Genomic DNA, 13,912 nt, shown 5'->3' on the forward strand with positions numbered 1-13,912 from the left:
AACCGGATTCCGCAAATGACCTGTTTGCAATGCGTCACGAAGGGGATAAATGCCCATCATGACCGACCAGCCCAAAACAACATTCCTTGGAAAACAAAGCGACCAGCCCGCCAGCCCGGATCTGGCGACGCTCGATTATGTACCTAATCCAAGGCCTGACACATTATATCTGACGCGATTTGCCATTCCCGAATTTACATCACTGTGTCCAGTCACCGGGCAACCTGATTTTGCCCATCTTGTCATCGACTATGCGCCGCAAGCGACAATAGTGGAATCAAAATCCCTAAAGCTTTTTCTCGGTTCGTTTCGTAATCATGCCGCTTTCCACGAAGACTGCACGGTAGGCATCGGCCAAAGATTGTTTGGGGAGATGAAGCCCCATTGGCTACGGATCGGTGGATACTGGTATCCTCGAGGCGGGATACCTATCGATATTTTCTGGCAATCGGGCGAACCGCCAAAGGGCCTTTGGTTGCCTGACCAAGGTGTTGCTTCCTATCGTGGGCGTGGCTGATTATTTGAACAGGCTGCCCAATATCCCGCGGATGAGGGACTTTCCGAGCGATCCGGCAAGCTGACGCCCCACCGACGTTGCGGCAGAACGCGCTGCGGATTGCACCATTTTTTCGGCCATGCTGGGCTTGGCCGCGTCGCGAGCGGCAACCGCTTGCTGCCGGGCCATTTCTTTTGCAGCTATGGCATCCGCTTTTGCTTTTTCCTTGGCCGTGGCTGCGGCTTCCTTGTCGGCGACGGCCTGCGCCATTGCTTCAGCCGCCGCTGCCGCTGCCTGTGCTCCTTTGGCTGCCAGTATTTCTTCGGCAGACTCCCGGTCAATCAGCACGTCATATTTGTCTCCAATCGCATCGGTCTGAATCATCACGCCCCGTTCTTGCGGGGTCAGTGGCCCGACGCGGCTGGCGGGTGCCTTTATCAATGTGCGCTGCACTATCGAAGGCGAGCCGTCGGGTTGAAGCAACGATACCAGCGCCTCCCCGATTTTCAGTTCAGTGATCGCTTGGGCAACATCGACGTCGGGGTTAGGCCGGAAAGTTTCTGCCGCCGATTTCACCGCCTGCTGGTCACGCGGGGTAAAGGCGTTCAGCTTGTGCTGAATACGGTTATTCAACTGTGCAGCGACGGTGTCCGGTATGTCTATCGGGTTCTGGGTGATGAAATATACGCCAATTCCTTTTGACCGGATCAGCCGCACAACCTGCTCGATTTTCTCCAATAATGCTTTCGGCGCATCGTTGAACAGCAAATGCGCTTCATCGAAAAAGAAAACCAGTTTTGGTTTTTCCGGGTCGCCAATCTCGGGGAAATTTTCGAATAATTCGGATAAGAGCCACAGCAGAAATGTCGAATAAAGCTTGGGACTGGCCATCAATTTGTCGGCAGCCAAAATGTTGACGATACCCCGACCGGCGTCGTCGGCTTTGACAAAATCCATTAATTCCAGCGACGGCTCGCCAAAAAAATGCGCCCCGCCCTGGGTACGTAACTGGAGCAAAGACCGCTGGATGCTTCCGACCGACTGTTTCGAGATGTTGCCAAATTCGAGCGTCAACTCGTCCGCGCGTTCACCGCAATGGACCAGCATCGCCTGCAGGTCGTCGAGGTCGAGCATCAAAAGCCCGTCCTTGTCGGCAACATGAAACGCAATGGTCAAAACGCCTTCCTGCACCTCGTTAAGGTCCATGAGGCGGGATAAAAGTAACGGCCCCATTTCCGACACAGTGGTCCGGATAGGGTGACCTTGCTCACCAAATAAATCCCAGAACTGCGTTGGATTGTCTTTATAGGCCCAGTCCACCTGACCAATTTCGGTGACCCTGCCGGCGAAAATCTCATGTGTTTTGCTTTGCGGCGAACCGGCCATTGCCATGCCGGACAAGTCGCCTTTTACATCGGCTACAAAAGTCGGAACGCCAGCGGCAGAAAAACCCTCCACTAATCCTTGCAAGGTGACGGTTTTACCGGTTCCCGTCGCGCCTGCAATCAAGCCGTGGCGATTGGCGCGTTTAAGGTTTAATGCTTCGGGACCATTCGCACTTTTTCCGATGAATATACCGTCCATAAACACCTTCCCGTCATTCTTTCAGTTTATCGAGGACAACTACGGACAGCTTCCAAGGTCAAGTAAATCCTGCAATGCATTGTAAACTCACCCGCATGGCCTATCGAAGTCCCTTGTCGAGAATACAGAATTGTTCGTCGCAAAACTTTGCTAAAGTGATATCGCACAACGGCTTAGCCAACTATCGAGTGAATATGTCCTTTCAAAACGCAAAATCTATCCGGTTTTTCCGACAGTTGGGTGGTACAGCCCTGATTTGGCTGTCGATGGTTTCGATGCTATCAGCATGTGTTGCCGCTGATCCGCCGCCTCGCCCTAAACCAGCGGTCAATGCGCCTGTAGTGCGCCCCGTCCCTAAACCAACGCCCGTTGCGAAGCCTGCGTCACCTGTTTCGACAAAGCCTGCGGTGATCCCGCCCGTTGGACTTGAGAACCTGATAGATGAACAATGGCAGCAATTTCCTGGGAAAACCGGTGTTGCCATTATGCGCATTGATGGCGGCGAATGGGTGCTGGGTCGCCGACTTAGCGACCTTTTTCCGCAACAAAGTGTTTCCAAAACATGGGTGGCGATGACCGTTCTGGACTTGGTCGATCAAGGCAAGCTTCGTCTCGATCAAAAGGTAAAGATCACGAAGGATGACTTGGCCGTTTTTCATCAACCAATCCGCGAACGCGTTCTGGCAAACGGACCAATAGAGGAAAGCGTCCAAAGCCTGTTGGAACAATCCATTATGGCGAGCGACAATACCGCAAATGATTCCCTGCTGCGAACAGCGGGTGGCCCGCAAGCCGTCAGGGCGTTTATACAACGCAAAAAACTGGGGGCGGTTCGATTTGGTCCGGGTGAACGCATAATGCAAAGCGAGATCGCCGGGCTACAATGGAAACAGGAATATTCTGTTGGCCGCCGCTTTTACAGCGCGCGCGAAGCACTGCCTTTGGCGTCACGCAAGTCGGCAATGGATCGCTATTTGGCGGACCCTGTCGATGGCGCAGCGCCTGAAGCGATTGTGCGTGCCTTGGCGAAATTGGCACGTGGTGAATTGTTGTCGCCGCCATCCACGCGATTGTTGCTGGATATCATGTCACGGACAAGCAGCGGCCCAAATCGCCTGAAGGCAGGAGTGCCGGCCGGTTGGCGATTTTTGCACAAGACAGGCACCGGGCAGATTCTATCACCCATTTCCACAGGGTATAATGACATCGGTATAATGACCGCGCCTGACGGAACGCGCTATGCCGTAGTGGTTATGATCGGCAGCACCACGGCATCTGTTCCGCAGCGTATGGCATTCATGCAATTTGTATCCCGAACCATAGCCACGTATCACCAACGATAGGGCGCGACCGATTCTATGCAGGGGTAAGTTTTCAGCCTGATGACGGGTTGAATCAGGAAACCGTTATGCCTCTACCGAACGGGTTGGTCGAGGTTGGTTTCGCTGTCTAGCTTGGCGGCTGCGTTGTCCAGTGTCGTTGCATCTTCGGACGTTAAGCCAGTCCTGTCAGATTGGGATGGATCCTGACTGCACGAAGTCGCGAAAGCGAGGAGCATCACTATAAGATAACGGCGATGGGCCATGATTGTGACTCTGCTGGATTTTTAACAAAAAAGGCCGCCCTGCGAACAGAACGGCCCTTTTTATCAGCTTGTGCTGAAAGTGCGATATTACTTCGCAGCTTCCTTAGCAGCGTCAGCCATTTCGCCAGCCTTAGCAGCGGCTTCACCGGTTGCAGCAGCAGCTTCACCGGCCTTGTCAGCCATTTCGCCAGCCTTGTCGGCCATTTCGTCGGTTGCAGCAGCAGCGTCAGTAGCAGCTTCAGCGCCTTCTACAGCAGCGTCAGCAGTTTCAGTGGTAGCTTCTGCAGTTGCGTCAGCAGCTTCAGTGGTTGCTTCTTCAGCGCCCGAGCATGCAGCCAGGCCGAGCGAAGCGGCGAGAACGAGAGATACAGCAATTTTCTTCATTTGGGAAAACCCCCTAGCAAAACTTATTGAAAACCTGACAGGCACAAAGCACAGTTGTGAATGTGACTGCGGTTTGTCCCTCTAGCCTCTTCATTTTTTCATGGCAATCGGGTTTTTGCAGCTGATGCGGCCAGCGTGGCTATATTTGGGGTAAACTCTACCTTTATGGTAGAAAACATGGCCAATTTGAGCCAATTGACAGCATATAAAGATTTCTTTATGTGCTGCTCCGATGATTGATTTACTCGATATAATGCGTGCTTTGGCCGACCCGACGCGGCTCCGAATCGTGTTTTTGGCGCTTCGTTTAGAGTTGTCCGTAGGCGAATTGGTGCAGATTCTGGGCCAAAGCCAGCCTCGGGTATCCCGTCACATAAGATTATTGGACGAAGCGGGGATATTGAATCGCCGAAAGGAAGGAAGTTGGGTATTCATCCAGCCGGGCCCGGTTTTGAGTGAGGGCAAGCTGGCTTCACTATTCGCTGACGTTGATATTACCCATGCCCGGGCGTTTCAGCGCGATTTGCAGAAACTGGACGAGGTCAGGGCCGCGCGCACCCAGATGGCCGCCGAGTATTTTGCGGTCCATGCGCAGGAATGGGATTCCCTCCGCTCACTTCATGTCGCAGATTCCGAAGTTGAACAGGCCATAAGCAGCATATTACGATCTGCTCCATTAGGTTCGGTTCTGGACGTTGGCACCGGCACCGGACGCATGATGGAATTATTCGCTGCTGATGCCAGCCATTTTGTCGCTCTAGATAACAGTTCGGATATGTTGCGGCTTGCCCGGGCGAAACTGAGTAATATGAGCAGCCTCAGCGCTGCTAAAGTTGACATCATGATGGGGGATTTCAATCACCTACCGTTTGATGAAAACACATTCGATACGATTTTATTCCATCAGGTGCTGCATTATGCCCAAGATCCCGAAGGGGTCATTGCCGAAGCCGCAAGGGTGCTTGCGCCAAATGGCCGGTTGATAATTGTCGATTTTGCCGCGCACGAACGCGAAGAATTGAGAACGGTTCACGCCCATGCGCGACTTGGCTTTGCCGATGACCTGATTGCCCACGCTTTTCAGGCCAATGGAGTGCATCTTGCGCACCAACTTGTGCTGGATGGCGGGGCGTTGGCGGTCAAAATGTGGATGGGCCAAAAACAGGATTTGGTAACCGGGATCGAATTTAACAAATTAAGGATCGTTGCATGATTTTCCCTTTTGCACACATGCAGGAAGCCAGTCGGGCATTGGCGGATCCACTCTTCGCGGGCCTTTCCGGCGATTGCGAAATCAGCTTTGAATTTTTTCCGCCCAAGACTGAAAAAATGGAAGAACAATTATGGGATTCGGTGGTCACATTAGCCCCGCTTGCCCCGCGATTTTTCTCTGTAACTTATGGTGCAGGCGGGACCACGCGAGAACGGACACATAACACGGTTGCGCGCATTGCGAAGGAAACGCGAATCCCTGCCGCTGCGCATCTGACCTGTGTTGATGCATCGAGAGAAGAAATTGCCAAAGTTGCGAATGCATATTGGCAAGCAGGGGTGCGTCATGTCGTTGCGCTTCGCGGCGATGCGCCTAATGCTAACGGTAAATTTATACCTCATCCCGACGGCTATGCCAGTGCGGCTGAATTGGTTGAAGGCTTGCGTCGCCTGCATCCATTCGAAATATCGGTAAGTGCATATCCTGAAACCCACCCGGAGGCTTTGTCCGCAGCAACCGACATTGATTTCCTCAAGCGCAAGTTGGATGCAGGCGCCAGCCGCGCCATCACGCAATTCTTTTTTGAACCCGAAACCTTTTTCCGGTTCCGCGATACCGTTGCAGCAGCGGGTATCGATGCCGAAATCGTCCCCGGGATCATGCCAGTATCAAATTTTTCGGCTATCACACGTATGTCCAACATGACAGGCACCGCAATTCCGGCGTGGATGGCGCATTTATTTGAAGGGCTGGATAACCATCCCCCGGCGCGGCAATTGGTGGCGGCGACGATTGCTGCTGAAATGTGCCGCCGGCTTTATGCAGGCGGGGTGCGTGATTTCCATTTTTACACCCTCAACCGGGCGGAATTGTCTTACGCCATTTGCCATCTGCTTGGTAAACGCCCGATTCACACAGCGCGGGATAAAGCGGCATGAGCGCGCGTGCAGAATTTTCCGCCCGCGCGTCAAAGCAGATCATGGTTTTTGACGGCGGTTATGGCACCGCCATTCAAGCCTATAAATTGTCGGAAGCTGATTATCGGGGCGCGTTGGATCTGACCCATGACCAAAAGGGTAATAATGACCTGCTGTCGATTACCCGGCCCGATGTCGTGGAGGCTATTCATATGGCCTATCTTGATGCCGGTGCCGACATGATTGAAACCAATACGTTCAGCGGTACGAAAATCAGTATGGCCGATTATGGCTGCGAACATCTGGTGCGCGAATTGAACCTTGAGTCCGCGAAACTGGCGCGGGCCTGTTGCGATGCAGCCGAAGCGAAAAATGGGATCAGGCGGTTCGTTGCAGGCTCGATTGGCCCCACCAACAAGACCCTTTCGCTCTCCCCCGATGTTAACGATCCGGGGTTTCGCGAGATTGATTTTGACTATCTTAAAGATGTCTATCGTGAACAATGCGACGCGCTGATCGACGGCGGCGTGGACTTTTTGCTGATCGAAACGATATTCGATACGTTGAATGCTAAATGTGCGGCGATGGCGGCGCAAGAAGCAGCAGCGGCTTCGGCGCGCGATGTACCCTTGATGATTTCGATGACGATTACTGACATGGCGGGCCGTAATCTGTCTGGCCATACGGTTGAGGCTTTCTGGGCCGCGATCCGTCACGTCAAACCACTGACGGTCGGGTTAAATTGTTCGTTCGGCGCAGATTTATTGCGCCCCCATCTCGCAGCCTTGTCAAAACAGGCGGATACTTTGGTTATGGCCTATCCGAATGCCGGGTTACCCAATGATCTGGCCGAATATGACGAATTGCCTGAGACGACCGCCCTACTGATCGGGCAGTGGCTGGATGACGGGCTCGTCAACATTGTAGGCGGTTGCTGTGGCACAACCCCGGCGCATATTGCCGCCATTGCCAAAGCCGTCGAAGACCGGGCCCCGCGCCAAATTCCGCATACCGCTATAGTGACCCGTTTGGCGGGCCTTGAACCGTTCATCATGGCCGCCTGAGTAAGAAAAGAAAACATGACCCCATCTTCTTCCCGCTTCGTCAATATCGGCGAGCGCACCAATGTTACCGGTAGCGCCAAGTTCAAAAAACTCATCCTTGCTGGCGATTATGAAGCGGCGGTTGAGGTGGCGCGGGATCAGGTCGAAAATGGCGCGCAGATTATTGATATTAACATGGATGAAGGCCTGCTTGACGCGCATGAAGCGATGACGACCTTTATCAAACGGATCGCTGCTGAACCTGATATTGCCCGTGTGCCGTTGATGATCGACAGTTCGAAATGGAGCGTTATCGAAGCGGGGCTGAAATGTGTTTCGGGTAAGCCCATCGTCAATTCCATTTCGATGAAAGAGGGTGAAGAGCAGTTTCTTTATCATGCCCGACTTTGCATGGCCTATGGTGCGGCAGTAGTAGTGATGGCCTTCGATGAAACGGGTCAGGCCGATACTAAAGAACGTAAGGTCGAAATCTGCAAGCGCGCTTATGATCTGTTGACCGGCATTGGCTTTCCGCCCGAAGATATCATATTTGACCCCAACATCTTCGCCGTCGCAACCGGCATTGAAGACCATAATAACTACGGCGTCGATTTTATCGAGGCGCTAAAGGAATTGCGCGTCCTGTGCCCCTATGCCCATTATTCGGGCGGCCTGTCGAACCTGTCATTTTCATTCCGGGGCAATGAGCCGGTTCGTCGGGCGATGCACTCGATATTTCTATATCACGCCATTCCAGCCGGCTTGGACATGGCGATCGTGAACGCAGGGCAGCTTGATATCTACGACGATATTGACCCAGAACTGCGTGTGGCATGTGAAGATGTCATTATGAACAGCGATCCCGACGCGACCGAACGGCTCATTACATTGGCCGAAAAGTATCGCGGTACAGATGTCGCGCAGGAAAAGGCAGAAGCTGAATGGCGCGGCTGGGACGTCAAGAAGCGGCTAGAACATGCTCTGGTCAAAGGTATCGATGCCCATATTGTCGACGATACAGAAGAAGCGCGGCTTGCCATCAAGCAGGCAGGCGGGCGACCAATCGAGGTCATCGAAGGGCCGTTGATGGACGGCATGAATGTTGTCGGTGACCTGTTTGGATCAGGCAAGATGTTCCTGCCGCAAGTGGTGAAATCCGCCCGGGTTATGAAAAAGGCCGTTGCCCATCTTTTCCCTTATATCGAGGCAGAAAAAGAAGTGGGTGCCAAGGGCAAGGGCAAGATCATCATGGCCACCGTCAAGGGCGACGTTCATGACATCGGCAAGAATATCGTCGGCGTGGTGCTGCAATGCAACGGGTTCGAAATTGTCGATCTCGGTGTCATGGTACCCTGGTCCGAAATCCTGAAAGCAGCAAACGAAAATGATGCCGACATGATCGGTCTATCCGGCCTGATTACCCCATCGCTCGATGAAATGGTTACTGTCGCCGAAGAAATGCAAAAAGCAGGCATGACCATGCCGTTGATGATCGGCGGCGCGACCACGTCAAAGACCCATACAGCGCTGCGGATTGAACCTGTATATTCCGGACCGGTGATCCATGTCCTTGATGCCTCGCGCGCAGTGGGGGTCGCGGGCACTTTGGTCAGCGATACGATGGCCGAAAAATTCGTTACCGAAACACGCGCGGAATATGAACATATCCGGGTTGCCCGCGCCGGTAAAACGGCCAAGCCGCTCGCCACATTGGAAGAAGCCCGCGCCAACGCATTTGAATTGGACGAGGCGCTGAAGCCACCTACGCCGCGCCGGCCGGGTGTCCATACCTATGATGACTGGGACTTGGCCGATCTTCGCAAATATATCGACTGGACCCCTTTTTTCCGTGCGTGGGAATTGCATGGCAATTATCCCGACATTTTGACGGATCCGGTTGTCGGGGAAAGCGCAACCAATCTGTTTGCCGATGCCCAAGCGATGCTCGACAAAATTGTCGATGAAAAATGGCTGCGGGCAAAAGGGGTGGCGGGCCTGTGGCCATGCACGCGAAAGGGGGATGATATCATCATTCACCTTGACGACGAAAGCCATGTGAAATTGCCATTTTTGCGGCAGCAGGTCGCCAAACGCGAAGGCCGCGCCAATATGTGCCTTGCCGATTTTATCAGCCCGAATGGCGACTGGATCGGCGGCTTTGCCGTGACATCCGGGCACGGCATCGGGACGCATCTGGCACAGTTCAAGGTGCACATCGACGATTATTCCGATATCATGCTCAAGGCACTGGCCGACCGGTTGGCGGAGGCTTTTGCCGAGCGGATGCATGAACATGTACGCAAAGAGCTGTGGGGATATGCCCCCGATGAACAGTTCACGATGGAAGCCCTCAATCGTGAGGAATATCGCGGCATCCGTCCGGCGCCGGGTTATCCCGCCTGCCCCGACCATAGTTTGAAGCCGATCCTGTTCGACCTGCTTGATGCGACCCATAAAACCGGGATCACGCTGACCGAGAGTTTTGCGATGTTGCCCACAGCAGCGGTGAGCGGTTTTTATTTCGGCCATCCGCAATCGGAATATTTCGGCGTGGCGCGGATCGGGGAAGACCAGGTAACCGAATATGCGGCGCGGCGCGGCGTAGATATGGAAACCGCAACGCGTTGGTTGCGCCCAAACCTTAACCAGTAAACCTGCCGCTGTCTCTCAAAGGGACGGCGGCCTAACAAGTCGGTTAATCGGCTGGTTCAACGACAGGCTGTCGGCTATATTGCGCGGGTGATACAGAAACATGCGCTCCTTCTGGCAATAACTTTGCTCGCAACACCGCTCGCCGCCCAAAATGCGTCACCTTTCCAAAATGCCGAAACCGGCAGAAATTATCGCAGCCTGCAACAGGCGGTAGATTCGATAGCGGACGATGAAGGCACCATTATCATCGCGCCAGGAACTTACCGACAATGCGCGATCCAGACCGCTGGCGTGGTCGCATTTCGTGCTTCTGTACCCGGACAGGTGATATTCGATGCGGTGACATGCGAGGGCAAAGCAGCTTTAGTACTGCGTGGACAAGCCGCCACCATCGACGGCATCATTTTCCAGAACATGCGCGTGCCCGATGCCAATGGGGCCGGTATCCGGCTGGAAAAAGGCAATCTGACGGTCACCCGCGCCATTTTCCGGAATAGCGAGCAAGGCATTTTAACCGCTGAGGACCGATCCGGCTTGATCAGCATCGACCAGTCGACATTTTCCGGGTTGGGCCGATGTGATCGAGGGTTAAGCTGCGCGCACAGCATCTATATTGGCGGATATGGATCACTGACCGTGACCAACAGCCGGTTCGAACGCGGCAATGGCGGGCATTATGTCAAAAGTCGTGCGGCACGGGTTTCGATTACCGATAATGCCTTTGACGACACGCGCGGCCGCGAAACGAACTATATGATCGACCTGCCCAATGGCGCGGTTGGCAGCATTGCCCGCAATGTATTTGTGCAAGGGGCGTCCAAGGAAAATTACAGCGCCTTTATCACGGTGGCACCCGAAGGCCGCCAGCAATCAAGCGTCGGTCTTTCGATCAGCGCCAACGAGGCGAGCATAGCCCCCGGCGTCGACCGTCAGACAACGTTCCTCGCGGACTGGTCAGGCGACCGCATTGCGCTTGGCGGGAACCGGCTCGGGCGCGGGCTGAAGCCATTCGAGCGGCGGTAGTCCCTGCGGAAGTTGACACTAAGTTGACACCTGAACGCCGCTGATCTCCCTGCTTTTTCTTGGAACACTGTGCCGCTGCTCCGGCGTCATGGGGTTTGTTTCACGCGAAGAACGCGAAGATTTTGAAGAGCGCAGCTCGTGTCATAATCTCTATCCTCGACAAATGGATAGATGAGTTCAAGGGGCTGCGCCGCACTCCATAATGTAACCTTTGCGAACTAATCGGGCATGACGGGACGTTCGAATTTCTAGTCATCTCGACACTGAGAAAGAGCCGCGCCAGTCCATGCGGACTGGCAAATCGACGCTCTCAAATCAAATCCTACATTGCAAGGGGAAATGGAGTTGCTTTTGTCTGCTTTTGAGGGGTTGCTGTATAAAAGCCAACTTTCGGGATACGACAACATAGCAGCCTTAGAACAATGTTGATATGGTCTGCACCATGATCATCAAGACAATCACCGCGCTGATAGTCGCACTGTTGCTGAGTAGTTGCTCTTCATCATATAATCTCCGAGCGATCATCATGAATGGCGAGGTTGCATTCATTCCCGAGGACGATGACATGTGGGGGAACCCAAACCCCGATTGCTTTTATTCGATCTCCGTTTCAATCGTCGACGGGCCTTCGGCGGTGCCAGAGGCAGGCGACCGCGCAGGAATGGTGGAGAACGGCGTTTATTGGCGGAAGTCCTTTGCGGTGACTTCATGCGAAAATGCGTTCCCGGTTACTTACGGGGCGAAGCTGCAAGGACCACCTTTCCGCGAAAATAACCAATATGAAGTTGAAGCTAAGCCGCTTTTGCCGGGCTTTACATATCAAGTCAGCGCGGCCAGCGAGGGCTCAGCATACGGTGGAGGAAAGTTTAGGTTAAATGAGCAAGAAGCGGTCGAAAATCTGCCAAATTGAGGCTGGCCGCAAGGTCTGCTTCTCACAACATTCGAGCCGTCTGGAAATCAGATTGGCGACACTAAAAAGAGACTTTCAGGACACGCCAAAGTTGTATGATATTTGCGAGTAGATATGATGAACAAATTAGTAAAGTATTTCGTGTTTTCTTTTCCGATTATTTTTGTGTTGTCTCAGTATTTTGACATACGACCATTTGATTTAATTTTGTTTGGCTTATTTTGTTTAGGGTGTTTGTACTTAATTATAAATCCTTTTAAAGGAGTGAAGTAATGCGTCTTTCCGATCTTGTCTGTGCAACTTCATCAACTCTACACGTCTCAATTAGCCGCAAGCGGATGAGGTGGACAGCTCCCGCTGACGGCATGCATCATAACATTCGATTTTCCCAATAGGCAGAGATTTTGCTTCCTTATCAAAGCACTTTCAGCAGCAAATCTTTTTATAGCCGAAGGTATAACGCACACATTGTTCATAAGCTGAGCGAAAGGCAGCTTTCCGACGATATGCTAAAAAAGCGGACTTGCCGGATACGACAACATTGCGGACGTTTGACGAGCGCCAACGTGGTGCTACACAGTGGCCGTGCAAATAGACACTGGCCTTATTAAACAATCGCTGAAAGCCGCTTTTGTTGCCGCGTATGTTGGAGCGTTGATCTCGTTTTGGATTTCTCTGGTTTGGCGTATTCAGACTGGGGCAGATGCCCGCATGTGTCCCGTAGGGTCGCAAGACCTGACAGATTGGTGCACGTTGGGCGAGCTGTTGCTGGCATTCTTACTTGCTTTTCTATGGGCGCTTTTTGGCACGCCGTTCGCGTTGGTTATCACTATGCCATGCGCGATCGCTCTTGGGTTGCTCGCGTCTCCAATTGAAAGTCGCTTGCGCTCGAGTGCACTGTCATTCGTGCAATATGGGTTAGCGGCAGGATTAGGACTCGCAGTAGGACTGGTTTTGCACGTCGTTGCAGGAGGAGTTATTGCAGCTTTTGCAGGCACATGGACCTTTCGGCGGGCAAGGTATTCCCATGGCGCGTATCGGTTGCCCCGGGATACACGAGACCCCGTAGGTTAGCGTCGGCTTCCCTACAATATACGACAAAAGCGGACTAGCAGGACACGACAACATTGCAGACATTCAACGAATGCCGTAAATTCACCCAATGCAGACGAATGCCGCAACACTTGTTAGAATTTCCATTTGGTTGCTGATGCTGGCTTCCGGGCTAGTCGCATCGTTTTGGCTCATGCTCGTTGTTGTTTCCGACTTTCGAATATGGACAAATGATTCAAATGCAGCAGGGATAGCCCTACAGGCAGTGATGATTACTTTCCCCGTTGTGTTATTCATCGGGCTTAAGCTGTCTAAGGGCAGTTTCCGTGGCACGATGGCGTTATTTTGTGCTGCATGGACTATAGCAATTTCGGCGCTCGCGTACTTCGGGGCTTTATAGCGCGATTATCACAGCAGTCGTCGCGATAACTTGGAACCAAAAACGCTTCAATATTATGAATATAAACTATCGTGTCAGCGTAATTCGAGTTAAATATGCGAGTGTCACCGTAATTCTGCTATATGGGATCGTAGCTGAAGCTGGTGACTGTGCCATTGCTGCAGATGAGCCAAATTAGGTGTATTTAGTAAACACGCATTTACGACACTTAATAACAACTATGAATATGCATAAATCGCTGCTGCGGCAAGAATAACGATACTGCAAGTATACAACAAGGGCAAACTTAACTTTTTCGTTGCAGCATTTATAGCCGACTCTCCAAACAAAAAAGCAATTATATTGTCCAACATAATTTAGCGTCCAACTATTAATTTTATTTCCAGCATCCAAGCGAGCGCCAAGAAAACACACAGCGCAGTGATCAATTTGGTCTTTTGTTCATTGCTAGATATTCCATGTAGTTAGCAGCAAGTGATGATCTTAATCAACTGAACGATGGGGTAACGCAAATGTCCGCTTTCCATCTGTGGACGCCCCTAAAGATGCAAGCGGTTTTTGAGAGGGGTGCATGTAGTCGGATGCTGCCATCTGTCCGGCCTCTTGATGCAGCATAGCTGCGGGCCCGTATGGGAGTTCGCGGACCGGAACC

General features: G+C 52.6%; 12 protein-coding genes. 9 read left to right on the forward strand and 3 right to left on the reverse strand.

Annotated features, from left to right (window positions below):
- Positions 1 to 58 precede the first annotated feature (58 nt).
- On the forward strand, positions 59 to 517 hold the full coding sequence (gene queF, locus ACEW72_RS10430; protein WP_373476315.1) for a preQ(1) synthase: 459 nt from the start codon (positions 59 to 61) through the stop codon (positions 515 to 517).
- Here the strand turns inward: queF and ACEW72_RS10435 are convergent, their stop codons facing one another.
- Positions 518 to 2,080, reverse strand: coding sequence for a helicase HerA-like domain-containing protein (locus ACEW72_RS10435; protein ID WP_373476316.1), 1,563 nt, complete (start codon positions 2,078 to 2,080; stop codon positions 518 to 520).
- A 194-nt stretch (positions 2,081 to 2,274) separates the two neighbouring features.
- On the opposite strand from ACEW72_RS10435, the gene ACEW72_RS10440 reads away from it, so the two are divergent.
- Positions 2,275 to 3,423 carry a serine hydrolase gene (locus tag ACEW72_RS10440; protein ID WP_373476317.1) on the forward strand — a complete coding sequence of 383 codons (1,149 nt, stop codon included), beginning with the start codon at positions 2,275 to 2,277 and terminating at the stop codon, positions 3,421 to 3,423.
- Positions 3,424 to 3,752: 329 nt separating this feature from the next.
- On the opposite strand, the gene ACEW72_RS10445 is transcribed toward ACEW72_RS10440, so the two are convergent.
- Positions 3,753 to 4,049: a hypothetical protein gene (locus ACEW72_RS10445; RefSeq protein WP_373476318.1), complete on the reverse strand. Its 297-nt coding sequence runs from the start codon at positions 4,047 to 4,049 to the stop codon at positions 3,753 to 3,755.
- A gap of 232 nt (positions 4,050 to 4,281) precedes the next feature.
- Here ACEW72_RS10445 and ACEW72_RS10450 point away from each other — a divergent pair, with 232 nt between their 5' ends.
- The 5 genes from ACEW72_RS10450 to ACEW72_RS10470 all read left to right on the forward strand — a co-directional run bounded on the left by ACEW72_RS10450 (position 4,282) and on the right by ACEW72_RS10470 (position 10,897).
- Positions 4,282 to 5,262, forward strand: coding sequence for an ArsR/SmtB family transcription factor (locus ACEW72_RS10450; protein ID WP_373476319.1), 981 nt, complete (start codon positions 4,282 to 4,284; stop codon positions 5,260 to 5,262).
- Complete coding sequence (metF, locus tag ACEW72_RS10455) at positions 5,259 to 6,200, forward strand: methylenetetrahydrofolate reductase (protein ID WP_373476320.1); 942 nt, start codon at positions 5,259 to 5,261, stop codon at positions 6,198 to 6,200. Before ACEW72_RS10450 ends, metF begins: the two co-directional genes overlap by 4 nt.
- Positions 6,197 to 7,243, forward strand: coding sequence for a homocysteine S-methyltransferase family protein (locus tag ACEW72_RS10460; protein WP_373476321.1), 1,047 nt, complete (start codon positions 6,197 to 6,199; stop codon positions 7,241 to 7,243). The genes metF and ACEW72_RS10460 overlap by 4 nt, the downstream gene beginning before the upstream one ends.
- Positions 7,244 to 7,258: 15 nt before the next feature.
- Positions 7,259 to 9,874 carry a methionine synthase gene (gene metH, locus ACEW72_RS10465; RefSeq protein ID WP_373476322.1) on the forward strand — a complete coding sequence of 872 codons (2,616 nt, stop codon included), beginning with the start codon at positions 7,259 to 7,261 and terminating at the stop codon, positions 9,872 to 9,874.
- A gap of 87 nt (positions 9,875 to 9,961) precedes the next feature.
- Complete coding sequence (locus tag ACEW72_RS10470; RefSeq protein WP_373476323.1) at positions 9,962 to 10,897, forward strand: right-handed parallel beta-helix repeat-containing protein; 936 nt, start codon at positions 9,962 to 9,964, stop codon at positions 10,895 to 10,897.
- A 414-nt stretch (positions 10,898 to 11,311) separates the two neighbouring features.
- On the opposite strand, the gene ACEW72_RS10475 is transcribed toward ACEW72_RS10470, so the two are convergent.
- Positions 11,312 to 11,464 (reverse strand): hypothetical protein, encoded by a 153-nt coding sequence (locus tag ACEW72_RS10475; protein ID WP_373476324.1) that lies wholly within the window; start codon positions 11,462 to 11,464, stop codon positions 11,312 to 11,314.
- On the opposite strand from ACEW72_RS10475, the gene ACEW72_RS10480 reads away from it, so the two are divergent.
- Together ACEW72_RS10480 and ACEW72_RS10485 are read left to right on the forward strand one after the other, a co-directional pair.
- Positions 11,463 to 11,807, forward strand: coding sequence for a hypothetical protein (locus ACEW72_RS10480; protein WP_373476325.1), 345 nt, complete (start codon positions 11,463 to 11,465; stop codon positions 11,805 to 11,807). The genes ACEW72_RS10475 and ACEW72_RS10480 overlap by 2 nt on opposite strands.
- A gap of 1,162 nt (positions 11,808 to 12,969) precedes the next feature.
- Positions 12,970 to 13,260: a hypothetical protein gene (locus tag ACEW72_RS10485; protein WP_373476326.1), complete on the forward strand. Its 291-nt coding sequence runs from the start codon at positions 12,970 to 12,972 to the stop codon at positions 13,258 to 13,260.
- The last annotated feature ends 652 nt before the right edge of the window (positions 13,261 to 13,912 follow it).

The sequence above is a fragment of the Sphingorhabdus sp. genome, from assembly GCF_041737645.1.
Lineage (GTDB): Bacteria > Pseudomonadota > Alphaproteobacteria > Sphingomonadales > Sphingomonadaceae > Sphingorhabdus_B.

Coding starts and splice junctions, on each gene's coding strand:
- queF (WP_373476315.1), top strand. CDS start 59: ATGACCGACCAGCCCAAAACAACATTCCTTGGAAAACAAAGCGACCAG.
- ACEW72_RS10435 (WP_373476316.1), bottom strand. CDS start 2,080: ATGGACGGTATATTCATCGGAAAAAGTGCGAATGGTCCCGAAGCATTA.
- ACEW72_RS10440 (WP_373476317.1), top strand. CDS start 2,275: ATGTCCTTTCAAAACGCAAAATCTATCCGGTTTTTCCGACAGTTGGGT.
- ACEW72_RS10445 (WP_373476318.1), bottom strand. CDS start 4,049: ATGAAGAAAATTGCTGTATCTCTCGTTCTCGCCGCTTCGCTCGGCCTG.
- ACEW72_RS10450 (WP_373476319.1), top strand. CDS start 4,282: ATGATTGATTTACTCGATATAATGCGTGCTTTGGCCGACCCGACGCGG.
- metF (WP_373476320.1), top strand. CDS start 5,259: ATGATTTTCCCTTTTGCACACATGCAGGAAGCCAGTCGGGCATTGGCG.
- ACEW72_RS10460 (WP_373476321.1), top strand. CDS start 6,197: ATGAGCGCGCGTGCAGAATTTTCCGCCCGCGCGTCAAAGCAGATCATG.
- metH (WP_373476322.1), top strand. CDS start 7,259: ATGACCCCATCTTCTTCCCGCTTCGTCAATATCGGCGAGCGCACCAAT.
- ACEW72_RS10480 (WP_373476325.1), top strand. CDS start 11,463: ATGTGGGGGAACCCAAACCCCGATTGCTTTTATTCGATCTCCGTTTCA.
- ACEW72_RS10475 (WP_373476324.1), bottom strand. CDS start 11,464: ATGTCATCGTCCTCGGGAATGAATGCAACCTCGCCATTCATGATGATC.
- ACEW72_RS10485 (WP_373476326.1), top strand. CDS start 12,970: ATGCAGACGAATGCCGCAACACTTGTTAGAATTTCCATTTGGTTGCTG.